Origin of the sequence: Fervidicola ferrireducens, from assembly GCF_001562425.1 — a bacterium.
Lineage (GTDB): Bacteria > Bacillota > Thermosediminibacteria > Thermosediminibacterales > Thermosediminibacteraceae > Fervidicola > Fervidicola ferrireducens.
The window spans coordinates 42,283-67,755 of record NZ_LOED01000007.1; the positions used below are offsets into that span (position 1 = coordinate 42,283).

Annotated in this window: 26 protein-coding genes and 2 other annotated features; of the genes, 4 read left to right on the plus strand and 22 right to left on the minus strand. The window is 49.2% G+C overall.

The annotated features are described in order from the left end of the window. Positions 1-70 precede the first annotated feature (70 nt). The 14 genes from spoVG to yabG form a co-directional block, all read right to left on the minus strand. The gene (spoVG, locus tag AN618_RS04190; protein ID WP_066352452.1) at positions 71-331 is read right to left on the minus strand and encodes a septation regulator SpoVG; all 261 of its coding nucleotides are present in this window, start codon (positions 329-331) and stop codon (positions 71-73) included. A 48-nt stretch (positions 332-379) separates the two neighbouring features. Continuing rightward, positions 380-1,204 carry a pur operon repressor gene (gene purR / locus AN618_RS04195; protein ID WP_066352455.1) on the minus strand — a complete coding sequence of 275 codons (825 nt, stop codon included), beginning with the start codon at positions 1,202-1,204 and terminating at the stop codon, positions 380-382. Further along, on the minus strand, positions 1,201-1,959 hold the full coding sequence (locus tag AN618_RS04200; RefSeq protein ID WP_066352540.1) for an NTP transferase domain-containing protein: 759 nt from the start codon (positions 1,957-1,959) through the stop codon (positions 1,201-1,203). The genes purR and AN618_RS04200 overlap by 4 nt, the downstream gene beginning before the upstream one ends. Continuing rightward, the gene (locus tag AN618_RS04205; protein WP_066352457.1) at positions 1,956-2,657 is read right to left on the minus strand and encodes a GntR family transcriptional regulator; all 702 of its coding nucleotides are present in this window, start codon (positions 2,655-2,657) and stop codon (positions 1,956-1,958) included. The genes AN618_RS04200 and AN618_RS04205 overlap by 4 nt, the downstream gene beginning before the upstream one ends. Positions 2,658-2,668: 11 nt before the next feature. Continuing rightward, positions 2,669-3,523, minus strand: a complete 855-nt coding sequence (gene ispE / locus AN618_RS04210; protein ID WP_066352464.1) for a 4-(cytidine 5'-diphospho)-2-C-methyl-D-erythritol kinase — start codon at positions 3,521-3,523, stop codon at positions 2,669-2,671. Between the two features lie 81 nt (positions 3,524-3,604). Further along, positions 3,605-6,232, minus strand: coding sequence for a cyanophycin synthetase (gene cphA / locus AN618_RS04215; RefSeq protein ID WP_066352466.1), 2,628 nt, complete (start codon positions 6,230-6,232; stop codon positions 3,605-3,607). Positions 6,233-6,313: 81 nt separating this feature from the next. Continuing rightward, positions 6,314-7,120 carry a cyanophycinase gene (locus AN618_RS04220; protein WP_066352542.1) on the minus strand — a complete coding sequence of 269 codons (807 nt, stop codon included), beginning with the start codon at positions 7,118-7,120 and terminating at the stop codon, positions 6,314-6,316. Positions 7,121-7,191: 71 nt separating this feature from the next. Further along, positions 7,192-8,811, minus strand: coding sequence for a DUF3794 and LysM peptidoglycan-binding domain-containing protein (locus tag AN618_RS04225; RefSeq protein WP_066352469.1), 1,620 nt, complete (start codon positions 8,809-8,811; stop codon positions 7,192-7,194). A 182-nt stretch (positions 8,812-8,993) separates the two neighbouring features. Further along, on the minus strand, positions 8,994-9,221 hold the full coding sequence (locus tag AN618_RS04230; protein ID WP_066352471.1) for a hypothetical protein: 228 nt from the start codon (positions 9,219-9,221) through the stop codon (positions 8,994-8,996). A gap of 159 nt (positions 9,222-9,380) precedes the next feature. Beyond that, positions 9,381-10,031: a CAP domain-containing protein gene (locus AN618_RS12580; protein WP_083515038.1), complete on the minus strand. Its 651-nt coding sequence runs from the start codon at positions 10,029-10,031 to the stop codon at positions 9,381-9,383. Positions 10,032-10,208: 177 nt separating this feature from the next. Next, complete coding sequence (locus tag AN618_RS04240) at positions 10,209-11,213, minus strand: chymotrypsin family serine protease (RefSeq protein ID WP_066352474.1); 1,005 nt, start codon at positions 11,211-11,213, stop codon at positions 10,209-10,211. A gap of 95 nt (positions 11,214-11,308) precedes the next feature. Further along, the gene (locus AN618_RS04245; protein WP_066352476.1) at positions 11,309-11,569 is read right to left on the minus strand and encodes a Veg family protein; all 261 of its coding nucleotides are present in this window, start codon (positions 11,567-11,569) and stop codon (positions 11,309-11,311) included. Positions 11,570-11,703: 134 nt separating this feature from the next. Next, the gene (spoIID, locus tag AN618_RS04250; RefSeq protein WP_342670461.1) at positions 11,704-13,152 is read right to left on the minus strand and encodes a stage II sporulation protein D; all 1,449 of its coding nucleotides are present in this window, start codon (positions 13,150-13,152) and stop codon (positions 11,704-11,706) included. Positions 13,153-13,156: 4 nt separating this feature from the next. Beyond that, the gene (gene yabG / locus AN618_RS04255; protein WP_066352480.1) at positions 13,157-14,008 is read right to left on the minus strand and encodes a sporulation peptidase YabG; all 852 of its coding nucleotides are present in this window, start codon (positions 14,006-14,008) and stop codon (positions 13,157-13,159) included. 106 nt (positions 14,009-14,114) lie between these two features. Between yabG and AN618_RS04260 the strand changes: the two genes are divergently transcribed. Further along, on the plus strand, positions 14,115-14,906 hold the full coding sequence (locus AN618_RS04260; protein ID WP_066352482.1) for a glycosyltransferase: 792 nt from the start codon (positions 14,115-14,117) through the stop codon (positions 14,904-14,906). On the opposite strand, the gene AN618_RS04265 is transcribed toward AN618_RS04260, so the two are convergent. From AN618_RS04265 to AN618_RS04295, 7 genes are all read right to left on the minus strand, one after another. Continuing rightward, entirely contained in the window at positions 14,899-15,369 is a 471-nt protein-coding gene (locus AN618_RS04265) for a ribonuclease H-like YkuK family protein (RefSeq protein WP_066352484.1), read from the minus strand. The two genes, AN618_RS04260 and AN618_RS04265, sit on opposite strands and share 8 nt — an antisense overlap. Positions 15,370-15,437: 68 nt before the next feature. After that, a complete protein-coding gene (rsmA, locus tag AN618_RS04270) occupies positions 15,438-16,283 on the minus strand; it encodes a 16S rRNA (adenine(1518)-N(6)/adenine(1519)-N(6))-dimethyltransferase RsmA (protein WP_245628396.1) in 846 nt (281 codons plus the stop codon). An 8-nt stretch (positions 16,284-16,291) separates the two neighbouring features. Next, the gene (locus AN618_RS04275) at positions 16,292-16,891 is read right to left on the minus strand and encodes a TatD family nuclease-associated radical SAM protein (protein ID WP_066352486.1); all 600 of its coding nucleotides are present in this window, start codon (positions 16,889-16,891) and stop codon (positions 16,292-16,294) included. An 84-nt stretch (positions 16,892-16,975) separates the two neighbouring features. Next, the gene (locus AN618_RS04280; RefSeq protein WP_066352553.1) at positions 16,976-17,737 is read right to left on the minus strand and encodes a TatD family hydrolase; all 762 of its coding nucleotides are present in this window, start codon (positions 17,735-17,737) and stop codon (positions 16,976-16,978) included. Positions 17,738-17,748: 11 nt separating this feature from the next. Then, complete coding sequence (gene metG / locus AN618_RS04285; protein WP_066352547.1) at positions 17,749-19,650, minus strand: methionine--tRNA ligase; 1,902 nt, start codon at positions 19,648-19,650, stop codon at positions 17,749-17,751. 52 nt (positions 19,651-19,702) lie between these two features. After that, positions 19,703-19,908: a binding site (T-box leader), on the minus strand. A gap of 42 nt (positions 19,909-19,950) precedes the next feature. Next, a complete protein-coding gene (locus AN618_RS04290) occupies positions 19,951-21,786 on the minus strand; it encodes an ATP-binding protein (protein WP_066352487.1) in 1,836 nt (611 codons plus the stop codon). A gap of 48 nt (positions 21,787-21,834) precedes the next feature. Next, entirely contained in the window at positions 21,835-22,791 is a 957-nt protein-coding gene (locus AN618_RS04295) for a DNA double-strand break repair nuclease NurA (protein ID WP_066352489.1), read from the minus strand. A 123-nt stretch (positions 22,792-22,914) separates the two neighbouring features. On the opposite strand from AN618_RS04295, the gene AN618_RS04300 reads away from it, so the two are divergent. Next, positions 22,915-23,166 (plus strand): AbrB/MazE/SpoVT family DNA-binding domain-containing protein, encoded by a 252-nt coding sequence (locus AN618_RS04300; protein WP_066352493.1) that lies wholly within the window; start codon positions 22,915-22,917, stop codon positions 23,164-23,166. A 69-nt stretch (positions 23,167-23,235) separates the two neighbouring features. Here the strand turns inward: AN618_RS04300 and proC are convergent, their stop codons facing one another. Then, positions 23,236-24,066, minus strand: a complete 831-nt coding sequence (gene proC / locus AN618_RS04305; RefSeq protein WP_066352555.1) for a pyrroline-5-carboxylate reductase — start codon at positions 24,064-24,066, stop codon at positions 23,236-23,238. Between the two features lie 61 nt (positions 24,067-24,127). Then, positions 24,128-24,376: a binding site (T-box leader), on the minus strand. A 139-nt stretch (positions 24,377-24,515) separates the two neighbouring features. Here proC and AN618_RS04315 point away from each other — a divergent pair. Together AN618_RS04315 and AN618_RS04320 are read left to right on the plus strand one after the other, a co-directional pair. Next, positions 24,516-25,079, plus strand: a complete 564-nt coding sequence (locus AN618_RS04315) for an HD domain-containing protein (RefSeq protein ID WP_066352500.1) — start codon at positions 24,516-24,518, stop codon at positions 25,077-25,079. 100 nt (positions 25,080-25,179) lie between these two features. Further along, on the plus strand, positions 25,180-25,470 hold the full coding sequence (locus AN618_RS04320) for a hypothetical protein (protein WP_157081622.1): 291 nt from the start codon (positions 25,180-25,182) through the stop codon (positions 25,468-25,470). Positions 25,471-25,473: the final 3 nt, after the last annotated feature.

The window sequence follows — 25,473 nt, forward strand, 5'->3', positions numbered from 1 at the left end:
ACTTCGACATTTTTCGTAAAAATCCTTTCTGGTTTCAAAAAGAAAAATATAGGACAGGAACTGCCCTATATTATTTTCCACCATCATCTTCATATTGTTTTAAAATGGCCCGCTCAATCTTGGCCCTCGAAGCTTTATTTATGGGATGGGCCACATCTTTGAAACGGCCGCTTGCGGTTTTGCGGCTGGGCATGGCGATGAAAAGGCCTTTTTCCCCTTCTATAATCCTTATATCGTGGACCACAAACTCGTTGTCGAACGTCACCGAAACTATGGCCTTCATCCTGCCCTCATTTTCTACCTTCCTTATACGGACGTCGGTTACCTCCAAGGCCCCGCCCTCCCTGACCCCGTTTTTTTAGTAGTTCTATAAAAATTATCAAATTCCTTCTTCGTTTGCCGGAAATTTGACGGGTTTTAAGTTTATTTGGCCCAGTTCAGCATCGATTTTTTCAAGCACCATGAGCGAGATATAGTTTTTCACCAGTTTTTCCGCCGGCAGGGCCGTCGTCACCAATACCGCCACTCCCACCACTTCCGCCCCGAACTGCCTTACAAGCTCCATCATGCCTCGGGCGGTACCTCCGCCCTTCATAAAGTCGTCGACGATCAGCACCCTGGCATTTTTTGACAGGGCCCTGGTGGGTAACGCCATATTTTGAATCCTCTGGCTGGAACCCGAGACATAGCTAATGTTCACCGAAGGTCCTTCGGTAACCCTGCTGTCCCTTCTCGCCACCACCAGAGGCACTCCCAGGGCTTTTGCCGTCATCAAAGCCAGAGGTATGCCTTTAGTCTCCACGGTAAGGACGCAGGATGGTTCTTCTTCCACGAAAATTTGGGCGAAAATCTCGCCTATCCTGGAAGAATACTCCGGCGAAAATATTATATCCGTCATATAAAGGTAACCCCCGGGGATTATCCTGGACCGGTCGGATAAAACGCTGCACAGTTCGGAAAGAAAATTTTCGATTTCTTTTTGTGGTCTTTTAATGCGAAATCTGACGCCACCCGCCGCGCAGGGAATGGTCTCCAACACGCCTTCTCCGCCTTCGTAAAAGGCATCCTTGATTATGTTCAAATCTTCGCTTATGGAAGATTTGGCCGCATCGTACTTTTCGCCGAAAAATTTCAATGTGAAGATGCGGTTGGGATTATCGCTCAGGAATTTGGATAAAAGCACTAGCCTTTTGCTCCGCCTCATGGAACAACCTCCCGCGCCAATACTCTCCTGGCAAGCTCCAGGTCGCTTTCCTTGTCGACATCGCTGCCTATCTCGGGAAACCTGCTTATTACAGCCCGGGCGTTTATGCCAAAGAGTTCGAAAACCCTCTTTTCGATTTCGGAAATGGTAAGCCGTCCCAGTAAGAATTTCAGCACTATGGGAATTCCCAAAATACCGGCAAGTTTCCACGGACTTTTCCTGTAAAGGAAAAATTCCCTCGCTCTGTCAAGGCAGCGCTTCGCACTGCCAACTCTGACTAAAACCGCGTTGCCACCGGTAAAGGTCCCCTCTTTAACCCTGACGTAAGTCCTCTTCACCCCCGGATACTTTTTCTCCGTATCCTCCTTCGGAATTATGGGGTATGCAAAATCGGCATTTAATTCTTTTGCCCTTTTTATGAAATCATCCAGGGCTTCCGGGGTTATCATCGGAATGTCGGAAGTTATAATTAAGACTTCGTCTTCATCAGAAAAACACTCCAGCCCTTTCATCACGTTATCTATGAGTTCGGCCCCTTCCTCCACCACGTCAACATCGAAATTTTTAAGTACCGATCTCAGCTTTTTTTCGGGTCCCACCACTACGATTTTTTCGATGTAATCAAGCTTTTGCAGGGCATCTATGATGTAAAGAATCATCTCGCGCCCGTTGATTTTAATCAAGGCCTTCGGGCTTTCTTCTTTCTCTTTCAACTTGTCGCTCTTCCCGCTTCCGGCCAAAATAAAGGCCTTCAGCATGGCAGTTCATCCTCCATATTCAACTGTTTTCTCAATATGTTCATCACGTTGTTCTCCACCTTTTCTATGTGCTCTTCCGCCAATTTTTTGGCAAGTTCCACGTTCCTTTCGGTTATGGCCTCCACTATCTTTTTGTGCTCATCCATCAGACTCTTTATTCTCGCTTTGTTGGCGAAGGACTGAACCCTGAAGCGGTCTATCTGTTCTTTCAGGTTATTTATTATCTGCACCAGCCTGTCGTTGCGGGTTGCCTTGAATAATACCTGGTGAAACTCCGCGTCTTTTTTTATCACCATATCCACATCTTCTTTTTCCGCCGCCTCGTTGATTTCCACCAGAATTTTTTCGAGGCTGTCTATTTCTTCCTCGGTTATTCGCTCCGCTGCCAGCGCGGCGGCAAGGCCTTCCAGAGCCTGCCTTATCTCGAATACATCGGCGGCATCCTTCAGGGACAGTCCCGCAACGTACGCCCCCTTTCTGGGGATCATCACCACCAGGCCTTCCAGTTCCAGCTTGCGTATGGCTTCCCTCACGGGCGTCCTGGAAACGCCCATTTCTTCGGCGAGCTGAACTTCCATCAGCCTCTCTCCGGGTTTTAAATCCCCCGAGATTATGGCCTGTCTCAAGACCTCGAACACGATTTCCCTCAAGGGCTTGTAATTGTCCAGCCTGATTGACCTGAACTTCCCGACCATTTTTCTCCCTCCTAACCCATGCAGGATATTAAAATTCTGCACCCCGGAAGCGACAACGAATCGGCCGCTTTTTCGGCATCCTTTTTTGCCTCAAAAATACCGTATACAGCAGGGCCGCTGCCTGACATAAGACTTCCAAAAGCCCCCCTCGCCTTTAGCATCTCCTTAAACTTTTCGAGTTCCGGATGTTTTGCAAAGGTAACCTCCTCCAGCACGTTGCACAGGCCTCTCGAGATTCCCTCCAGATCTCCTTTTTTTATGCTTTCTATTACGGCCTGGGTGTCGGGTCTTTTTCTAATAGAATTAATTTTCAGTCTATTATACACCTCTCTGGTGGAGACGGAATAGGGAGGCTTAATCAAAACCAGGCTTGCAGGCGGAACGGCAGGGAGGCGGGTTAGCTCTTCCCCTTTACCGCAGGCAAGAGCCGTACCTCCCATGACGCAAAACGGCACATCAGCACCAAGCTTTTCCCCGAATCGCATCAGGTCTTCCGTCGTAAGACCCAGATCAAAAAGCTCGTTCATGCCTTTTAAAACCGCTGCCGCATCGGCGCTTCCTCCGGCGAGCCCTGCCGCAACGGGAATCTCCTTAAAGATTTTTATTTCAACCCCCGCATCGAGGTCAAATTCGTCCATAAGCAGTTTGGCGGCCTTGAAGGCAAGGTTCGCCTCACCGTCAGGGATGGCTTTAGAATTGCTCACAATCCTTATATCCTTCCCGGGCAGAAGGGAAACAACCAGGTGATCCTTCAGGGAAATCTCCTGCATTATCATTTCTACCTGGTGGTAACCATCGGGCCTTTTGTAGAGCACATCCAGCGTCAGATTTATCTTGGCCTTTGCCTCCAGCTCAACCGTGTGCAAATCCTCTCCCTCACTTTAAAAAAGCTCTATTATATATTTCAGGGAAAAATATCAAAATCCTGCTCTTTTTAAAAAAAATAATTATACTATGCCTGCCACAGCAGGGCTCTCCATGCGGCTTCTGAGCGCTTCCCTTATGGTTTTCACGGCGGTTTCGTATTTTTCATAAAAAATAACCACCAGGTCGCCTTCCCGGGCGTTTTCAAGCGCAAAAGCTATGGCCTCGCTCTCTTTTAAGATAACATCAATCTGTTCTTTTTTCAATCCGGCGCTCAAAGCTCCCCGCACGAGCAGCGATGCCACCTCGCCGGGCCTCCGGCCCCGCAGGTCTTCATCCTCTTTTACAACCAGTCGCTGAAAACCCCGTCCCGCCACTTGCCCCAGCATTACGATAGCATCGTCCATCCTGTCCCCCGGACTTGCTATAACCCCTATCATGCGTGCAGGATTCATGGCTTTGGCGGTTGCTATAACTGCTTCCAGCGCGGCAGGGTTGTGACCGTAATCGAGGATTATTCTCACGCGGCCGCCATCTATTATATTCAAGCGTCCGGGGTTATTGTTTTCGTCGCATTTGAAAGCCAAAAGGGCCTTTTTTATGGTTTCGAAAGGCACGTCCAAAGCCCAGCCCGCGGCCACCGCAGCCAGCGCATTTTGAGCATTGTGCTTTGCTTTTCCGCCCAACGTTGCCGGTATTTCGGCCACTTTCATCAAGGGTAAAAAGTCCTTTTCGGAGTGCAAAACGATGACGCCGTCCTTTACGTAAACGCCCCGCCCTCCTTCGCAAAGGTGTTTCCGGAGTACGAGATTGTCCTCCTCGAGGCTGAAAAAGATTACGTTACCCTTTAGCCTCTTTCTCACCTCCACCGAAGCGATGTCGTCGGCATTGAGCACCGCATACCCTTGGGGTTTTACCTGTTCTGCCACCAGCGACTTTACGAAAATCAGGTCCTCGAGGGTATGAACTCCATCCTGTCCCAGATGGTCACCGGTTATGTTCGTGATTATGCCCACGTCGGCTTTGTCGTATGAAAGTCCGCCGCGTATTAGGCCTCCCCTTGCGATTTCCAGGACTGCCGCTTCCACCGAAGGATCCAAAAGCACCATCCTGGCGCTTTCAGGCCCGCTGCAGTCGCCCTTTTTTACGCATAGTTCTCCGATATAAACGCCATCGGTGCAGGTCATACCAACTTTCAAACCGTGATGCGCCAAAATGCCGGCTATCATCCGGACGGTCGTGGTCTTCCCGTTGGTGCCGGTAACCGCCACCAGTGGAAATTTCGGGGGGGTCCCCGGGAAAAGCATGTCAACTATAGCTTTTGCCGCAGGCCTGGACTCCCCTTCGGAAGGATAAAGGTGCATTCTGATTCGCGGCGCCGCATTGACCTCTATCACCGCACCCCCGCTTTTTTCGATGGGCACCGATATATCCTCTGTTGTCACATCTATTCCGGCCACATCCAGTCCCACCATGGCCGCAGCCCTTTCGGCCAGGGTTTTGTTTTCCGGGCACACCAGATCCGTCACATCTCTGGCAGTGCCGCCGGTGCTGAGATTGCAGTTTTCCCTGAGGAAAACGACTTGTCCGTTTTCGGGGATCGAATCGAGGGTATAGCCGTGCTTTGACAGGACCCGCAGCACCACAGGGTCGATTTTTATTTTGGTGAGGGGTTTCTCGTGCCCTTCGCCCCTCCTGGGATCGCTATTCACTATTTCTATCAGTTCCCTTATGCTGTGGATTCCGTCCCCCACCACATGGGCCGGTATTCTCTCGGCGGCGCAGACGAATTTTCCGTCCACCACGAGCAGCCGGTAATGCCTGCCCCGGATGTAGTTTTCCACCAGGACTTTAGGGCTGTACCCGGATGCTATACGGAAAGCTTCCCTCACTTCTTTCTCGTTTTTTAAATTCAGGCTCACACCTTTGCCCTGATTTCCGTCCACGGGTTTCACCACCACCGGATAACCAATTTCTTCGGCGGCCTTTACTGCTTCTTCCTCGGTGTAAACCGGGATACCATCCGGAACGGGAATTCCCGCCAGTGAAAGCATTTTTTTAGTCAAAATTTTGTCGCAGGCTATATCCACTGCAACCGAGCTCGTCCGGTTCGTCAGGGTAGCCTCCACCCTTTTTTGAAAGGCCCCGTAGCCTAAGATGAGGAGGCTCCCGTCACCAATCCTGGTAACGGGTATGCCGCGGCTTTTTGCTTCGTTTTCTATGGCCGAGGTGCTTGGGCCCAATTCCATTTCCGCCGAGTAACGCTCTATCTTCGAAAGCTCCCCCGGAAGGTCCACATCCTTTCCGCAAATGAGGTCCTCGACTAACCGCACGGCAAGCTTTCCGGCCTCAAGGGCCGCATATTTCCCCTCATAGCCGAACACTACGCTGTAGATGGTTTTTTCCCACCACCTGGCCCTGCCGAATTTTACGTCCTGGCCCAGGAGGTTTAAAAGCTCCAAGGCCACGTGCTCTATAACGTGGGGAAGGTACGTCCCTTCCTCAAGTCTTATCAGAAAGCCGCCGGGTCTATCAAAGCAGCAATGGTGCAGGGCAAGGCCGGGGAGTTTTTCTAGAAGCCTCTCTTTAAATCCTCCCAAATCTTTTGTGGAAACGTCATCCCACTTTCCTACGTCCACCAGCATCCTTACGACCGGTTTCGGGCTGTAAATGTTGGGCCCTTCAAGGGCCCTTATGTCGACTATCCTCATCCATTTTCCTCCTTCTAAAACTTACAGCAACTCTCAGAAATATACTATCCATTTCTCAAACGTATATGCATTTTTTGCCTTTCACTCAAGCAACGGTTTCCTCTTTTTCATGTCAAAGCCCAATCCCGGCGATAGGACATGTAGTGCGGCGTTGCACATGGCCAGGGGTTCACCGGGCCTGAGCTCCGATACATTCGTAAAGCTGACGCAGCTTCCGTCCAATACGGTCACGGTATTAGAACCTATCACCCAAAAATTCCCGTCGGGGTGGACGATTATCGCCGTGTCCTCGTCTATGCCCACCCCCAGAATAAATGGGTTCTGGGCAACAGCCAGCAAAAGTCGGGCCATCCTGCCCCTCTGAGCAAAATGCTGGTCAATTACCACTTCTTCCAGCAGCCCAAGGCCCGGCGCCATGCTGACGGTGTTTCCTTTCGGCGCCTCGTCCCCTGCTCCTCCTATTATCATGGTATCGCTCATGGCCGCAGCCCCCGCACTGGTCCCCGCAATAATAACACCCTGCCGGTAGGCTCTCTCGAGCGCATGGTAGGCTTTGGTACCGCCCAGGATGCTGGTAATGCGAAGCTGGTCACCGCCCGTAAAAAATATCCCCGTGGAACTCGCGATGCGCTCTGCGACCGATTCCTTGTTGGCATCACTCCGGCTTTTGATGTAGAGGGCTTCCACATGCCCTATCCCCAGCTGCGAAAAAATTTCGACGTACATTTCTCCGACCCCTTTCGGGTCCTGGGATGCGACGGTAATCACCGTAACGTTCGCTTTGCCTTGCCCCGAAATTTCGGCGAACTTTTTCAATATCTCTTTGTCGCCGCTCCGGTCTTCCGCCCCTCCTATAATCATCAAATATCCCCTGACTTTTTCTCCCAAAAAAATCACCCCGGCGTTATTTTTCCCACAAAAAGAAAATAATAAAATTCCCGCATTCTGCGGGAATTTTTTCAATACATCTGCCTCGGGATGATTAGCCTCTGTCCGGGGTATATCAAGTCAGGATTCGTAATGTTGTTCGCCTTTATTATTGCGTCCAAAGTGACGTTGTACCGTTTTGCTATTTTCCACAGAGTGTCGCCCTTCTGCACGATGTATATGGTCATGTAAGGTTTATCTTTATATTCTTCCTTTTTCTCCCCTTTTTTCTCTTCCTCTGCCGCTTCTTCCACGTCTACAACTACATCCAGCTGCACCATTCTGGTAACCTTCGACACGAGCTTCAATACCACCCTTACCTCATACCTGCGAGCATCATTGGGGTCAACTTTGGAAGATACGTGCTCCACTTCAACTTCAAAGTCAAGCGTCATGTCTTCTTTTGCTCCGGGAATTTCCACGAAAATGGTAAACGGGGTCTCATTTTCAACAAAATGAACCGGCTGCTGCGGGGAACAGTATGGAGCTTCGGCTACATACAGGGTCTCCAGCTTCAGGACGCCTTCCACCACGACTTTATCCTCGATGATTCGAGTTTCCGTAACTTTCGCTCTGGCTTCGGTCTTGAAAACCTGCTCAATGGGCGGCTTTTCCAGGGGTACTTTAAAGGCTTCCTTGACGATTACCTGGTTTTCACCCTCGCCAATAACTTTATCTACTTTTATTTTTGTTTTCTTCACATCCAGCTTTTTCGACGGGCTGAAAAGGTCTTCCACAACTTCTATAGTCTTGGGCTCCAGCACCTTTGCTTTTATGTCAAGGACTGCTTCCACCGCCATGCTTCTTTCGTCTTTTTTTCGGGCCCTTATGTGCTCCACGCGCACCTTGACCGTTTTAGACATGTCCTGCCTGCAATCCGGTACTTCCACGAACTCCGTGAACGGTATTTCGGCTTCCATGAAATGAACCGGCTGCTGGGGAACGCCCTCAGGGACATCCCCCACATAGAGGATGTCGACCTCCAAAACGCCTTCTATTACAACCTTGTCGTCAAGAGCCTTCGTTTCCGTGGTCCTGACTTTACCTTCGGCCTTTAATATCTCGAGGATGTCCGGTTTTTTGGGCGGCACGTCGACTTCGCTCTTTACTATCTTCTGGGCCCTTCCCTCGCCGACCACGTGGTCCACCCTGATGCTTTCTTTTAGGACCTGGAGGTCTGAGGGACCTTTAGCGTCGACCACTATCTCAAGCTGCACCCTCTTTGTTACTTTCACGAAAAATTCCACTATAATCCTCACGTCTATTTCGCGGGGCCTTGCGTCGTTGTGGGAAAATTGCACGTGTTCAACCCGGGCTTTTACCTTGACGTCCATGTTTTTCCTGGCACCGGGGATTTTAACGAAGATGCTGAAATCCACCGTCCCTTCTACGAAATGGACCGGCTGGGATTCGGCGGGAACCTTGCCCACATAAAGTGCTTCAACGTCGATAGCACCTTCAATTACAACCTTGTCGTCTATCACGTTTATATCCAGGTTTTCGGTATTCACTTCTGCTTCGACCGAGAGAACCCTCTCTATGTCGGGCTTGCCGTAAGGGAGCACTATCAAACCTTCGACGACGGTTTGCGCCTTATCTTCTCCGACCACCTGGTCCACTTTGACCAATTCTTTTTCCAACCTGACCCCCATAGATTACCCTCCCTTTTGTAAAAAATGGGTCTTCCTGAGTTTTCTCTATTACTCCTAATAATATATATGTATGGCCGGATAAATATGTTCCACCGAAAAACAAAGACGGACATCCTTCGACATCCGTCTTTTATAAACATTTACTCCTCCCACGGTTTTTTGTGTTCTTTTTGTTCTTCTGGCTACTTTATTTCCTCTTTTTCAGATAGCTTTGCCGTATCCTCATTATTTTGTTCCGGTATTTCGGGAAGCTTTATGTCTTCGCCCTCAGGAAATTTGGGAATGGGGTCTTGCAATTTGTCTTTAAAAGTTTCTTTACTGCAATCCTTTTGACTAAAAGCCCTCCTGAAATAAAGGTAAACCACTACGGCGACAATCCCAAAAACCACCCCGAATAAAAGCCATGCCAATCGGCTCACCTTCTTTCATCGGATTGGTAATAACAGTATATGAATTGAGAGGGAAAACTGAAAATAAAAAAACCCGCCTAATTTTAAGCGGGTGAAATCCAAAAAATTACTCACAATATCCACATGTTATCCACAGGAAATGCACACCTGTGAAAAACTCTATTCCGTCCCGATGAAAAGCTGGGTAAACATCTTGCCGTACGGCCCGCCTTCAACGACCCCTATACCTATGCGGTTATAGTTGGGACTCAAAATATTGGCCCGGTGGCCCGGACTGTTCATCAAGCCCTCGTGGGCTTTCTGTACGGTGGGGGCCCCTGCCAGGTTTTCTCCGGCATACCTGTACGTTATGCCCGCCGACTTCATCATCTCAAACGGCGTTCCGTAGACAGGGGATGTGTGGCCGAAGTAATTGTTCTGTATCATGTCCCTGCTTTTCTTCCTTGCAAGGTCCACCAATCTCATGTCGATTTGCAGGGGCTTTAATCCCGCTTTAATTCTTTCGGCGTTTACCAAATCCAGCATTTGTTTTTCATCGGCCGTTAATCCCTGGGCTGGAGTAGTTACTGGCTTGTCGTTCGCTGTGCTGGATTCGCTTTGGGGCTTCGGCTCGAAAAGCTTAGAAACATTCAAGATGAACGTGTACCTGCCGCTTTTTAACAAACTTTCAAGGGGAATGCGAAAAGTCTTTACGGTGCCATTATAAGTGATCTTAATGTTTACCCATCCGGAAGCGAAGGCGATTCCGGGCAGCGTCGCCAGAACGGCGATCAAAAAAAGCACCGCAAAATTTCTCAAGGCTTTTTTCATTCATCCCGCCTCCCAAGCCAGATTTGTCACTTATTATATCTTTTTATCCTTCATTGAACAAACCGCCGATATCCCCCTAAAAATAGAACAAGGGGAATGTCCATCCCCTTATTTCTCTAAAATCGCCCCGGCGCCGGATATCCCGCCAATGGATTATATGTCCTTCACTGGCATATTTTAAAAGGTAACCCTCAAGAGTTTCAGCACCAGCGATATGGGATTGATCAAGGTCGCCACTTCGGACCCGGCAAATAGCAGGCCCACCGCTTCCATCCTCTCATTTACCACGAGAGAACCGCTGTCTCCCGGTTGCGCCATCGGACCCGCAAGCAGCTGGTCGTGGAAGGTGGCTTCTTCTCCAGGGCTCATTATCACCCTTATCCTTACGCTCAGAGCTTTTATCTCGCTTTTGGATACACCGCTGGTGCGGCCGCTTTTTATTAAAGTCATCCCTATGCTGGGCTCTGCTATGCCCTTGATCTCGCCCAGCTCCATAATCTCGGCTTTGATGTAATCGGGATTTATCGGCTTTGCTACCGCCGCATCCACCAGATTATAGGCGGGATTTTGTTTCAGGAGCGCAACCCGGTAGTCCGGTTTCAGGAACTTTAGAAAAAAATTTATAAAATTCTCACCCCTCCTTGCTACGGAGCACCTGCTGGGAGCTAAATCCTTTTCAACGGGAACAAACCTGTAAAGGCGGGCTATGACGTCCTCCGGCCCCCCTCCGTCATAAGGGCCGGGCTGCAGTATGGGGTCTCCTATGGAGGCTCTGCCGTCCTTGCCGTTGCTGGCATTGGCAAGCACGTGGTTGTTGGACAAAATTAACGGTTCCCCCGTGATCTCGTCTTTCACCACCGCACCGAAAGTGCCTGCCGTGACCTTATAATGCCCTATGCTCACACCCGGCATCGCCGGCCTTGATTTTTGCGTCCTGACATCGAGGAATCTCACCTCGCCGACTTCTATCACGTCGGTCATCACATTTTCCAGCTTTTTGGGCAGAATTTGACTTCTCGGCAGCTCTCTTTCGGGTTTTTTCTTCTTCACGAGGATAATTACGGCAGGCTCGTTAGTGGTCCTGCCCTCGATTATCTTGTAGCCAAGGCCGGTCCCCACCACATTTTCTACCGAAAAAAGCTTTTTTTCGTAGCGCCTGAGTATTCTTTCAGCCCGTAACACAAAGACCCCCCTTTGCCTGATGAAGGCAACTTTAGTATATAATTATTCAGCAAAGGGAGGTTTTGTTTTAAACAAAAAAAAAGTCCTTTGAAGGACTAATTGGCACTTTTTTCTTTTGGACAGGGCATAAGCTGGACGGTTTCGGTAAGTATATCCGAATAGCTGTACGATATGCGCCTTATTGAGTCGGGCGCCTCCTCCACTCTGACCACGAAGATGCTGGGATATACCTTTTCCAATATGCCCTCCTGTTCGAAAATTTTCTTTCGCCCCCGATTGGCTTTGATCTTTACCCTCTTCCCAACATAGGGTTCAATGCTTTTTTTTATTTTGAGGAGAGTGTTCTCGGTGGCCATAAACCTCACCTCACAGAAAATACAAAATACGTATTAAAATTATATCATTTATTTCCCCCGATGTCAAATGTTATACTATTTTAGCAGCCATTATATCTTTTGTCAACTGCTACATTCCAAAAAAATAAGACCTTTTAACCAAAATGGCCCTGATAATAAGCCTTTATCCCGGCTAATATAGCGTTAGCCGCCCTTTCTCTAAATTCTCTTTCGGAAAGCAATCTCTCTTCTTCCGGATTGCTCAAACAGGCTACGTTAATCAAGGTCGAAGGGATTCGGGTCTCCCTCAAGAGATAAAGGTCCGCTTCTTTCACCCCTAAATCCGCCAGCTTCAATTCCGAAATCAGCTTCTTATGAATGCAAAACGAAAGCCTCCTGCCCTTTTCGTCTCCCGGTAAATAGAATAGTTCCGTTCCGCCGCTTTTTTCGTCGTCCCAAAAATTTTGATGGATGATTACGGCGATATCCGCATTGCTTTCGTTTATCACCTGGGCCCTCTCCGGAAGACTTTTGTATTCATTTTTATCCCTGGTCATTACCACCCGGGCTCCTTCTTTTTTCAGCAAGGATTCAAGGCTTCTTGCTATCTCAAGGTTTACGTATCCTTCAGACAATCCCATGGGCCCGCAGTGGTTGACTTCTCCGCCCCTTCCCGGATCAATGGCTATTACTTTGCCGGAAAGCGGTTTTGCCATGGTCGGTTTTTCCAATTCCGACAATTCCACGCCGGTAAAGTAGAATTTCAAAATTTCATCCAACGGAAATCCCATAAGCGCCATAGTGCGGGCGCCGTGCTGGCACATCCCCAACCCATGGCCCTTCCCCATAATCTCAAAAGTTATTGCGGATATTTTCCAGCTTATCTTCGTCGAGTTAAATCCCAGCAGTTTCTTGACATCGGCACCGTCGAAAGCCATATCCCCTATTTTTATCTTCTTGATTCTACCGGATGGAGTACTTTGAACGTTGTCTATAAGGCCCGGAACACGACTTTTATCAAAGCGGTCTTCATCCAAAGCTATTCCGAGCTTATTTTTTAGCTGCCTTGCGGAAAAAGTCCTTACCGTCCGCCATGCGGGGGAATTTTTGCAATAATCGCACTCCACCCTTCTCAGATAGCTTACGCTGTTGCCCCAGACGTTTTCCGAATCCTCGGTACATCCCCCGCACGCCCGGTGATACACGGCCTCGATGGGCTTGCCGTTATAAGTCAGGATTATACCCGCTGTATCCGTAACCGCCTTTTCGACTTTACTGTTATACTCCTCAAACCTCGTGCCCCAGAGCTTTTTTCTTTCTTCTTCATCTAAAAAACCCTGACAATGCTCCGGGTCGGTGCAGACTTCAAAGCCTGGGTACCTGCGGCATCCGCTGCCGCCGAAAACCGTCATCCTTCTTACCGCTATGGTCCTCGAACATACAGCCTGAGCTTTTAAGGCTTCTAAAGGAAACTCCGCCGGCATGGCGTAGGCCACGGCACCTTCCACGTACTTTTCCATATCGAGTACAATTTCTTTTTTTGCCCCCACATCGAAAATTTTAATCTTTACATTTATTTCTTCTCCCTCCATTATGCGCACCACCTCGTTATTCGTAAGGAGAACGGGGCAATCCCTGCCGCAGTTTACCCCTCGTCTTGACCCCGCCTATGCCTTTAATACCTGTTATAGTGGCGTCTATCACATCCTGTACCGAGACGACCTGGTCAAAAGGCGTATACGCTATTTTTTCGATTACAAAAACGGGGTCAAGGGCGTGAATAAATACCCGGTGAGGGGAACTTGCAAAATTGGCCCCCGCCTTTATGAGCTCTTCGTAGTGGGATTGGCAGGCACCGGCGAATATCACCAGGTCGTCCAGCGAAGGCTGGTATTTCCTGACCTCCCTGACGGCCTCTATGAAATATTTGGAATTCCTGTAGGCATCCACGTTTTTAAAGTCGCTCCTGTTTTTCAAAAGGCCGTCGTGACCTGTTATCACCAGAATATCGGGATTGTACTCCATCACCAGCTCTTTTATTTTTTTAGGCTGGTCCTTTTCGGCCAGGTTCACGCCGTAGGCCTCTATTTCCAGCTGTTTGTAAGTGGAAAGGCAAAATTCCAGATAGTCCTGGTCACCGTCTACATGGAGCACTCTCCCAGGTATATAAAAAAAATCGTTTTCTTCAGAATTCCCCCGCTTTAACCTGCTGATCTCCAGTTCCCGGCGGTAAAAAATTCTCTCCATGCATTCATTTGCCTTTTTAATATAATCCTTCCTGTACTCACGCACTTCCGCTGGGGAAGGGTGAACGAGGTCATCCAAAGGGGCATCGGCAATTATCCTGACGTTTATGCCTTTCAATACGGCGATTTTTTTCTCTTCCCTTATTTCGATCACCTTAAAAAACACATCTTTCCCGTAGGAAATCCTAGCCACCACATCCCCAACCCTCACCATCCGGTTTTCCACCTCTTTTCGCCTGCCCCTGATGAAATCTTTAAGCTGTTAATACATAATATGTTAGGAGGAACAGCCGTGTTAACGACAAGGGTGGTGAGCTATATTGAATATAGCGGTGGTGCCTGCTAAGGATGAAAAGGGAAGAATTTCAAAAGTTTTGGATACCTTGTCAAAGGCGCCGGTGGACCGGATTTTAGTCGTCTTAAACGGCAGCAGTGACGGAACACTGCAAGAAATTAAAGAAAAAAACATCCCCACCGTGGATTTATTAATTTTCGAAGAACCTTTAGGATATGACATCCCCAGGGCAGTCGGTGTCTTCTACGCCCTCAAAAATAACGCCGACTGCGTGATTTTCGTCGACGGCGATATGACAGGCGACCTTGCGCCGGTGATTAATAAACTCGCGGAATCCATACTTTCAAAGAATGCGGACCTGGCCCTCACGCTCTGCATTCCTGACAAAATCCGGGAAAACAAAATAGCAAAGGAGCTTTACTGTTTCCGAAAGCTTTTTAATGCGCGCCTCGGGATTTACGAAAAAATCAATGTTGCCATCCCCTCCCATGGACCCTGCGCCGTCTCAAGAAATCTCATGAATCTGGCCGACATAAGGGATTTCGCAGTCCCCCCTGTGATATCAGCTCTTGCCGTAAAAAACTCACTGGACATAGAAGCCCCCGTAACAATTCAAAGCAGGGCGCTCGGTTCGAAAGAACGGGGTTTTTTTCACGCAAAAAAAATCGCCGATACGATTATCGGCGATATAATCGAAGCCATGAATTATTTTGAAGGGAAGCCCAGGACCCGCACCCTGGGTTCGAAAGAATACCAGGGATTCAACCCCTTACGGCGTTTCGACCTTCTGGAAAACTTCATAAAGACTTTCACTTAGTATATTTATCCGCAACCTTCGTGGCCCCGAAGGCCTGGGGCTTTATCTTGACTTTATAACCGCTGCTCATAACCCAGCCCACCACTTCGCGAATAAGCTCCTTGGTGTCGCCGTTTTGGCCTATATCTACGTGGATTTCCACGTCCATATTCCGGTAGCTGGTCTTTGAAAGCTCTCTTTCCAGCAAATTCACGACTTCCAGGGAAAGCGAAGTCTCGGTATATACTTTGTGCCGCAGGCTTTTTACCTGCGACATAAATTTCTTCCGGTAATAGTACCTGGCCCCCTTCCCCACACGGTGTATTATTATGGCCGTTACAAAGCAGACCGTATCCCGGGCCTGGGAGTCGGTGCCGATAATCAATTTGTAAGCGGCGTTGGGCTCCTCTTCCATAAAGGCGATGATATCCTCTACTACTTCTTTTAATGTGATTTTTCCTTTAGTAGGGCTTATGAAGTACACGTCGATCACGTCCTCAAAACAGTTTAAGGTTGGATATGTACAAAGCCCCACCGTAAAAACATAGCAAGCTACTCAATATTTTTTATTATTATTTTTGCAATCTCCCTCGACAATGCCGCAAATTCCTCTATCTTTAACGTTTCGGCCCGGCGATTTTCGTCTATCCCCGCCTTTTTCAAAGCCTCTCTTATTTCATCGGAAGGAAGGGAAAGCCTGCTCTTTAACGAATTTTTCACCGTCTTTCGCCTTTCGCCGAATGCGGCCTCCACGACCCTGAAAAACATCTTTTCGTCTTCGATGTTGACGGAGGGGAGTTCCCTCAACTTAAGCCTCACCACGGCCGATTCCACTTTCGGAGGAGGAAGGAAGGCCGACCTCCCCACCTGGCAAATCAAATCCACGTCTGCGTAAAGCTGCACCGCAATGGAAAGTATGCCGTAATCTCTTGTGCCGGGTCTTGCCGATAGGCGCTCGGCCACTTCTTTTTGTACCATAATAACCGCCATTTCTATTAAATGGCGGTTCTCCACTATTTTCATGAGAATGGGACTGGTTATATAGTAAGGGAGGTTTGCCACCACTTTGAACTTGCCATCGAAATGTTCCTTTGCAACTTTCTCTAAATCCAATTTTAGCACATCTTCGTTTAATAAACAAATATTTTTATACTTTCCCGTCAATTTCTCTAGGACGGGAAAGAGAGCCGGGTCTTTTTCTACAGCCACCACTTTTCTAACAAGGCGACCGAGTTTTAGGGTTAAAACACCGAGGCCCGGCCCTATTTCGAGAACCCCGTCGTCATCCTTCAATTCCGCAGCCTCTATCATGGCCGCAAGCGGACTTTCGTCTATAAGAAAATGCTGTCCCAGGCGCTTGCTCGGCCGAATTCCAAACTCCCTCATCATTGCTTTCACGTTCAAGCTTATTCCCCATCCCCACCTTCAAAGTGCCTTACCCTGAATTCCACTCCGAGTTCCTCTGCTATTTTGCGGCACTTTTCCACGTCGACTCCCGGCACGTCCACCACCGTGAGGACCACCCTCGGCACGTGGTTTTTGCATTTCCTCGCGAATTCCAGCATGGAATAAAAGGCGTCTTCCCCGTAATCGGAATTGCAAATCTCCTGATATTTTTTGGCGTTTTCCGCATTCAGGCTTATGGATACTGTATCTATAAGTCCCCTGAAATAAGGCGTTATGTCCTCCCCGTTTATTAAGTTCCCCAATCCGTTGGTATTTATCCTGATAGGCACGCCCGGGTAGTTTTTCTTTATGTGGCGGGCCACATCCAGCACCACCTGAAGGCGCATCAGCGGCTCTCCGAACCCGCAAAATACCACTTCTTTGTACTTTGTAGGGTCCCCTATGGCTTCGATAATCTCTTTCGTGGTGGGCTCCTTTTCCAGCCAGAGGTTATATCCGTCTATGCCGTCGCTGAATTGTCTTATGCAAAAAGAGCAATGGTTGGGACAGCGGTTTGTTATGTTGAGGTATAGGGAATCCCCCAAAGGATATGCTATCATTTCGTTACACCGTCCATTTTCCTAAATTTTATGCGAACGCTGTTATTTTAACACAAAAGCTAAAAATTGAAAATACACCTTCTCTTAGCATTCGATGCCGAAAAGCTCTTTTGCGTTGTTCTTCGTGATTTCTCCCACTTCTCCCTCGGAAATCCCCCAAATATCCGCGAGGGCGCGAATGATGTACACAAGGCGGGTGGGGTCGTTTCTCTTACCCCTGAACGGTTCCGGCGAAAGATAAGGGCAGTCGGTCTCTATTAGCACCCTCCCTTTCGGAAGGCCGGCCGCCACTTTCCTCACATCTTCCGCCTTTTTAAAAGTCAAGACGCCCCCGAAGGAAAAATAAAAGCCCAAATCCAAAAAATCCCGAGCCTCATCAAGGCTTCCGGAATAGCAGTGCATGAGGCCTTTTTTTACGCCCGACTTTTTCAGGATTTCCAGGGTGTCGCCCAGGGCCTCCCGGCTGTGGACCACCACCGGCAGGCCCATCTCCTTTGCAAGAGAAAGTTGTGCTTCGAATACTTTTTTCTGTACCTCTCTGGGAGAAAAATTGTAGTGATAGTCGAGTCCGATTTCACCGACAGCCACCACTTTCGGGTGCTTTGCCAATTCTCGCAACCCATCGATGTAGTCGGGACTAACCTTTGAAGCCTCGTGGGGATGAACCCCCGCGCAGGCGTATACAAAATCGTAATTTCGGGCAAGTTCCAAAGACATGCGGCTGCTCTCAAGGTCGGAGCCGGCGTTAATGACAATTATCCCCTGTTCCTTTATGTGCTTTAAAAGTTCCTCCCTGTCACCGTCGAAGGCCGCATCATCTAGGTGTGCGTGAGCGTCGACCAGCACCGAACCGCCCATCATTTGACCTTAGCCCCCGCCTCGATATCTTCGTCCACGGTAACGAGCACTACTTTTTCTTTAGACGAAGCCGCAAGCAGCATCCCCTGGGACTCCACTCCCCGCAGCTTTGTCGGCTTTAAGTTAGCGACAACCACTATCTTTTTCCCGATTAATTGTTCGGGGCTGTAGTGCTTTGCTATTCCCGCCACTATCTGACGCGTTTCTTCTCCTATCCTCACCTTCAGTTTGAGCAGCTTATCCGCCCCCTCGATTCGGGAAGCTTCAAGAACTTCGGCCACCCTCAGGTCCACTTTTGCAAAATCATCTATGGTTATGAGTTGTTGCCCTTTGGATTTTTCCTCCGCGGTTTTTATTTCAACGGGCCCTTCTATCCTCGGGAAAATTATCTTTTTATCCCCGACATTCAGCCCCGCCGGGAGAACTCCAAAACGCCTTACGCTTTCCCAGCTTGTGAGGTTTTCGTCGTTGATACCCAGCTGCTCCCTGATTTTAGCCGGAATACCGGGCATGGCCGGCTCTATGTGAACCGATATGATCCTGAGCGCTTCAGCGAGGTTATAAATCACCGTCGCAAGGCGCTCCTTTTTTGCGGGGTCTTTGGCCAGAGCCCAGGGAGCCGTTTCATCGATGTACTTGTTCGCCCTGCCTATGAATTTCCATATTGCTTTCAAAGCCTCGGAAAGTTCCATCCGCCTAATTAAAGACTCCACCGCATCCGGCAGCTTTTCGGCCTCTGAAATGAGCTCGTGGTCTGGCCCTTCGGCCGGTCCGGGGGACGGTATGTATCCTCCGAAGAATTTTTCAATCATGGTGACCGTGCGCGAGAGCAAATTGCCCAGGTCGTTGGCAAGGTCGGCATTGTATCTTTCAACAAGCGCCGCCTCTCCCACGGAGCCATCAAGGCCATAAGGCAGGTCTCTGAGGAGGTAGTACCTCACCACATCCGGGCCGTACCTGTCCGCCAGAGCGAAGGGGTCCACAACGTTGCCCAGGCTCTTTGACATTTTTCTACCGTCGGGGCCGAGTAAAAATCCTCCCACATTCAAGCAGCGGTATATGGGTATGCCGGCGGATTTCAACATGGTTGGCCAGAATACGGCGTGGGGCTTCAATATGTCCTTGCCGATGAGATGCCAGGCATGCTCCCAGTAGCGCCGGTATTTTTCCCCATCCGGATAACCCAGGGCGGAAACGTAATTCAAGAGCGCATCGAACCAAACGTAAGTCACGTGCTCCTCATCCCAGGGCAGCGGAATTCCCCAGGGGACGCGCCGCCTGGGCCGGGATATGGAAAGGTCCCCCACGGGCTCGGAAAGCATGGAGAGCACTTCGTTCCTGTAACCTTCGGGGCGGATGAAATCTGGATTTTCCTCGATGTAGCTTTTCAGCCAGAGCCTGTATTTTTCCATCCGGAAGAAGTAATTGCCTTCCTTTCTCCTTTCAGGCACGGTGCCGTGGTCCGGACACCGGCCGTCCACCAGTTCCTTTTCGGTCAAAAAGCGCTCGCACCCCACGCAGTAAAGGCCTTCGTACTCGCCGTAATATATATCCCCCGCGTCGTATACCTTTTGGAGCACTTGCTGCACTACGTTTTTGTGCCTCGGTTCCGTCGTCCTTATGAAATCGTCGTATTTTATGTTCAGTTTTTTCCACGCCTGCCTAAAACGGGCGCTCATCCTGTCCACAAAAGCCTGCGGTTCTTCGTCGCTGGCCCTGGCCGCCTGGGCTATTTTTTCGCCGTGTTCGTCGGTGCCGGTGAGAAAATAGGTGTCGTACCCGGCAAGGCGGTGCCAGCGCGCAAGAAAATCGGCCACTATGGTAGTGTACGCATGTCCTATATGGGGCTCCGCGTTGACGTAGTAAATGGGCGTCGTCACGTAAAATACCTTTTCTCTCATTGAATTCCCTCCTTGAATTTTTTCGTCTTCCACAAATAAAAAAGCCGCCCCGGAAAGGGGCGGGCACGTATCCCGCGGTACCACCCTAATTCGCCTTAAAAGGCCTCTTGGCTTTAACGGGCCTTCCCGTCACCGCCTACTTTTATTCAGCGGAGCAAGCTCGGGGACCATGTTCGGCAGGGCCTTCGGTGCCGGCTTCCACCTATCCCGGCTCTCTGGGACCTCTTCCCTACCTACTCTTCCCGTCATAGCCTTTTTGTTTGCATTATATGATACCACGGCCGGAATTTATTGTCAAGTTTACTGGTGGTGGTACATGGCTCCGAAAGGCGTATCCGTCTTTTGGAGCTTTCCGCTTTTGACCAGGGTTTCCAGGCTTTCCTTCAAGGTCCTTACTTCCAGTTTCAAATCCGGCGCCTCTGCATTCAAGGCCTGAATCACTTTCAGGAGATTCGTCTCGTATATCGGTAGGTGAGTTTCTAATAGGTCAAGCAGCCTCTCTTCCGCCTTTTGCCTGTAATTTTTTATCTCATCGAAGGGGTTTAAAGTGTGCGGGCTTTTCGTATAGGGAAGCCTAACCCTTATTGCCACGGTCCTGCCGAAAAGCGGCGACGATACAAAGGCATCGCCGGAAGGAAGGTATGGGAGCCTTTTTGCCTCTTCCGCCCCTATGTCGGTCTCTTCCGTAATGGTGGCTATATCGTGCCCCCTGACGGTCCTGAAGATTATCTTGGTGTTGAGCTGGGCGGTCACCGTTTCATCGAGCAGCGTGGGCCTCTGGGTTGCCAACACCAGAAATACGCCGTATTTTCTGCCTTCCTGGGCAATTTCGGTGATAATTCCCTTGCTAGGAGCGTCATACCCTTTGGGAGCGAAATTGTGGGCTTCATCGGTGGCTATCACGAAGGGCGGAAAATACTCGCCTTTGGCGTTTCCCTTGAGCTCCCCATCCTTGTAATCCCTGCGCGCCCGGTAGAGGTTGGCAAGAAGGTAGGTGGAAAACACCTGCAGTAGCCATATGGGGCCCTGTATCACCGCCAGCTTCCCCTGCAAAAGGGCTTCTTTTACCGGTTTTATGTTGTGATTGAAAAGTCCAGAAGCCTGAAGTCTTCTCAGCCTCCAGGCGATGCCCTGCACTGACACCAGCGGTATGTTGGGGTACTCCTCCAAAAGCTCCTTCATTTTTTTATATTTTTCTCTTTCCTGGGGTTCCATATCCTGCTGCAGTATCTTTTCTATCCGGATTCTGCCCAATTCCAGGGCCTCGGCCAAAAGTTCCAACCGCGAAGAAAAGCTTAAAAGAGTGTCTCCCCGGCGGTGAAGGATTTCCACGGCGCTGCTCATGGCTTCGGTCAAGGGCTTTACCGCGGATAGCAGATCCAAAAGGTCCCTTTTCCCGAGGGCAAGGAATTCGACACCTATATCCTCGCCTATCTGAAACTTTTTAAAAGCGCTTTTAAAATCCGGTGTACCTTCCAAGCCTTCCTCCTTTGTCGAGAAATCCATCTCGTAATGGGGGTCCAGGATAATCGCCGGGATTTCTTTCAGCATCAGTTCCTCCATTATGACCCTGAGCCCGTAGGATTTGCCCGAACCCGAACCGCCGAAGATGCCTATGTGGGGGTACTGCTGAAAGGACTTCAAGTCCAGCAAAAACGGCACGTTTTTAGTCTTTTTCTTTTCCCCCTTGGTGTATACGTAAAAGAGCCCCTTCAAATTTTCGTCCATGGTGTCTGCCGTCTCTTCAGTATTTTTTATCTCCCCTAATGCAAGCCCCTCCTGCGGGGTTGACCTTACAAGAAGGTCTTTAACTTCCGAAAACTCCGGAAGGTGCGCTTTTGCGCCCGTGGTTACCGGGAAGCTCGCTTCGTTTCTGAGTTTTACCCTGGCTATATTAATTTCGTCTTCGCTAATAGAATACCCCAGACGCTCTAGGGACTCAATCACCCGGGCGTCCACAAAGTCGTGGTTTATCGAAAGCGGAATGAAGCGGTTGTAAGAATTGGCTTCCACCACTTCGCCTATGAGCGAGCCCTGGTGCGGATCTTCTATCACCAGAATCTCGTTTATCCTGAATTTCCTCTCCCTGGAAGCCACAAAAACTTCCTGAGGAGTGGTAAGACCCACCACTTGCATAATTACTTTCTCCTTTCGTGGATATGTTTAAATATGGCTACCAAATCTCTACGGACTCCGTTTTGCCCTTTTCGGAGTGAGGAATTCAGAAAAATCCTCGCCCAAGTACGCCTTTAAAAGCCCCTCTAAAAGAGCATCGCTGATTTTGACTTTTTTGTCAACAAGGTCAAGCCAAAGAGGTATTCCCCGGCCGTCCTGGGGAGTAAGGGTAAAAACCAGGTTTTCTACCTGCTCCATATATTCGTACTGCTCCTCGAGGAGGTCGATACCTATGGGTTTGGGGTCAAGGGACGTCCTCATAAACACCGTGCGAAATCCTTCCTTAAGGCCGGTCGGTACAACCTCCAGCCCCTCCCCCACGTCCAACGCCCCAAAAAGCAGTTCCCAATCGCAGGCTCCTTTCATCGCCTCCGGCAGGGATTCCTTTAAAGCGGCACTTATTATCTTCGTAGTAATGCCTTCGACCACCCCAACAAGCAAAATCCCCTTGTCGATAGCGGCTTTTTTCAAATCCCCCCAGAGGCTTTTAGCTTCAATTTTTAGCCGGACCAGGGAACCATCGACCAGGATCACCGCGGGTTTTAATTTTTCCACCGCTTCGATGGCGGCCATTGCTTCCAAAGATGCAAGGCTGGATTTTGTAAGCTCAAGGTATTCTGCCTCATCCATGTCTTCCTGCATGAAAAGGGGGCACAAAACCCTGGAATAATATATTTCTTCTTGAACTGCCGTGCTCTTTGCCAGAGATTGCTGTACGGTTATGACGTAGGGGAAGGAACCGGCGGTACTGTTGGTGGAGCCGTCCACCCCCACTATGCCGCCTTTTTCAGACAAAGACTTAAGCTCATCGTTCGTCATCCTTCGACTTCTCTTGAATCTCCCAAGGCCGCTTTTTTCAATCAAATCCCGCAGGTTTTCCCTGTCGGGCCGCTCTTTCAACCTCTTTCTTAAGGCCGATGCTGCGATGGAAAATTCCGTTTTGAGATTTTCGTTCAGCCTTTCCAAACCCGTCACTCCTTTCTTAAAAAATACTACTTTTTTACAAAATGTTGACTTTTATTGGCAGCTCTGGTATTATCTACTTAAGAAATATTGTCGAAAAAAGTAAAAAAGAGGGGGCATTTCTTTATGAAATCGACGGGGGTCGTCAGAAAAGTCGACGAATTGGGTCGGGTGGTCATACCCATTGAACTGAGGCGAACACTAGATATAAACGAAAAAGACGCCCTGGAAATTTACGTGGACACCGACCGGATCATCCTGAAAAAATACCAGCCCGGATGCATATTCTGCGGCAGCGCGGAAAACATCATCACCTTCAAGGGCAAAAATATATGCGAGGACTGCGCTTCCGAATTGAAAAAGGTGAAAAAAAATTAAAGAAGAGACTCGGGTCTCTTCTTTTTCTTTGTGCTCTATAATCTATGGTACAAAAAATTTAAATAATTGTCAAGAATTTCCGGAAACTCCGCTCTCCTTTCTCATTTCCACCGACCTTCGAGCGGCACTTTTAACCGCTTGCACTATGGCATTTACGAAACCCATTTTTTCGAGGGTTTCTATCCCGGCCATAGTGGTGCCACCTGGCGAGGTGACTTTCTTTCTCAAGGTCACGGGCTCTTCGCCCGTTTCAAGCACCATTTTTGCCGCACCGAATACCGTCTGCACGGCGAGCTCGTAAGATACCTTTTCAGGCAGACCCGCCCTTACCCCGGCTTCGGTCAAAGCTTCCATCATGAGATACACGTAGGCGGGCCCGCTGCCGGAAAGGGCGGTTACCGCATCGAGCCATTTTTCGTCCACCAAAATGACCTTGCCGACCGAAGAAAAGATTTCAGAGGCTTTTTTAAGCTCGCACTCCCCTGAGTGACACCCAGCTGCTATTGCGGTGGCCGATTCTTTTATCTGGCAAGAAATATTGGGCATGGCCCTTATTACCTTCAACTTTTTCGAAGAAAACCCCTCTATGAAAGAGGTGGTTATCCCGGCCGCCACGGATATAACGAGGTGCCCTTCTTTCAGATGGTCCTTTATCTTTTCCATCACCTCCGCCACGTCTTTTGGCTTTACAAGCAGCATCAAAATCGAGCATTTTCTCGCAATCTCCGAGTAATCCCTGGTCACCTTCACCCCGTAGACTTTTTTGATATATTCCAGCCTTTCGTCGTTTTTCTTATTTATTACGAATATATCTTCGGCCCTGAAGACCCCGGCGCCGAGCAATCCCTTAAGCAGAGCTTCGGCCATGGAACCTGCCCCAAAAAAACCGACTTTTTCCATACCAACCACCTCCTTAAAATTTTCCGCAAGACAGTGCATAAAAAACAAAAAACCTTTCGCCACAAAGGGCGAAAGGTTTTATTCCGCGGTACCACCTTTATTGGCCGCACGGCCCACTCATTACAGGTACGCCCCAATCGAAAACGGGGTTATACCCTCCCTCGGTTAACGGCAGGGATTGCCGGCAAGGCTCATCGCCTTCGGCTCCGGGACGGGTTTCGGAACACCTGGCGCGGGAAACCTTCCAGCCCGCGGGTTTCCCTCTCTGGGCGCAGGTTTCGTTCCTACTTTTTCCCTTCAAAGCCTTGAGCTTTTTGGGTTTTGTTATATATTTTACACCATTTTGAATCAAAGTCAACACGATTTTTTAAAAAAATGTGACAAGGGCGAAATTCTGTAGTATAATAATTAGAAATGTTTTATACTACATATCTTCGGGAGGCAAAAAGATGGACAGGCAAAAAGCCCTAGAAATCCTTCATCAATACCTGCACACCGAAAATCTCGTAAAGCATAGCTTCGCGGTGGAGGCCGTGATGAAAACCTTAGCCGAAAGATTGGAGCCCGATAAAGTCGAAGAATGGAGCATAGCGGGTCTTTTGCACGACCTTGACGCGGATCTGGTGGACTACAGGAATCACCCCGAGCTTCACGGCCCCAAAACCATAGAAATATTAAGAGGTCTCAACTTCGGAACTGAGGATATGTATCACGCCATACTTGCCCACAACCAGGCTACTGGAACGAAAATAGAAAGCAAGTTCGACCAGGCGCTGTATGCCGCAGACCCCATCACGGGATTTATAACGGCAGTGGCCCTGGTTTATCCCGACAAAAAGCTCTCCAGCGTAAAGGTCAAATCAATAATAAAGAGGATGAACGAATTGAGATTCGCAGCAGGGGCGGACAGGAATGCCATGCGCTCCATAGAACTGCTGGGGATACCCTTCGAGGAGTTCGCAGAACTCTCGCTAAAGGCGATGACAGAAATCGCAGACGTCCTGGGGTTGTAAATTTCAATCGCGCATTTTTTCGGACCCGATGGGGCCATAAAAGTAACACAGTCTTTCGAAAATTAATATGCTCTAATAGACCGAAGAGCAGGTTGTAAAGATGTCAAAACAGGGCCTCATCGGAAACTTAAAATCCTTTTTTAAAAAGTTGATTAAGAAAAAACGGCCCCTTCAGTCGGACGAGGTGGAATTAATCCTCCCGGGGCTTACCATAAGGATGAAAAGAAACCTCAGCATAAAGGACCCCCATGAAGTCACGGTGGTAGTCCCGAGGGCGGAATTCAGAAAAAAGTTAGATAAAAACTATGAAGCCGTGGAGTACGAGGTTATACTGAACAGCATAACTGTGGTTCACGCCCCGAGACACCCTCCCACGGAACCCCATTCATGAGCA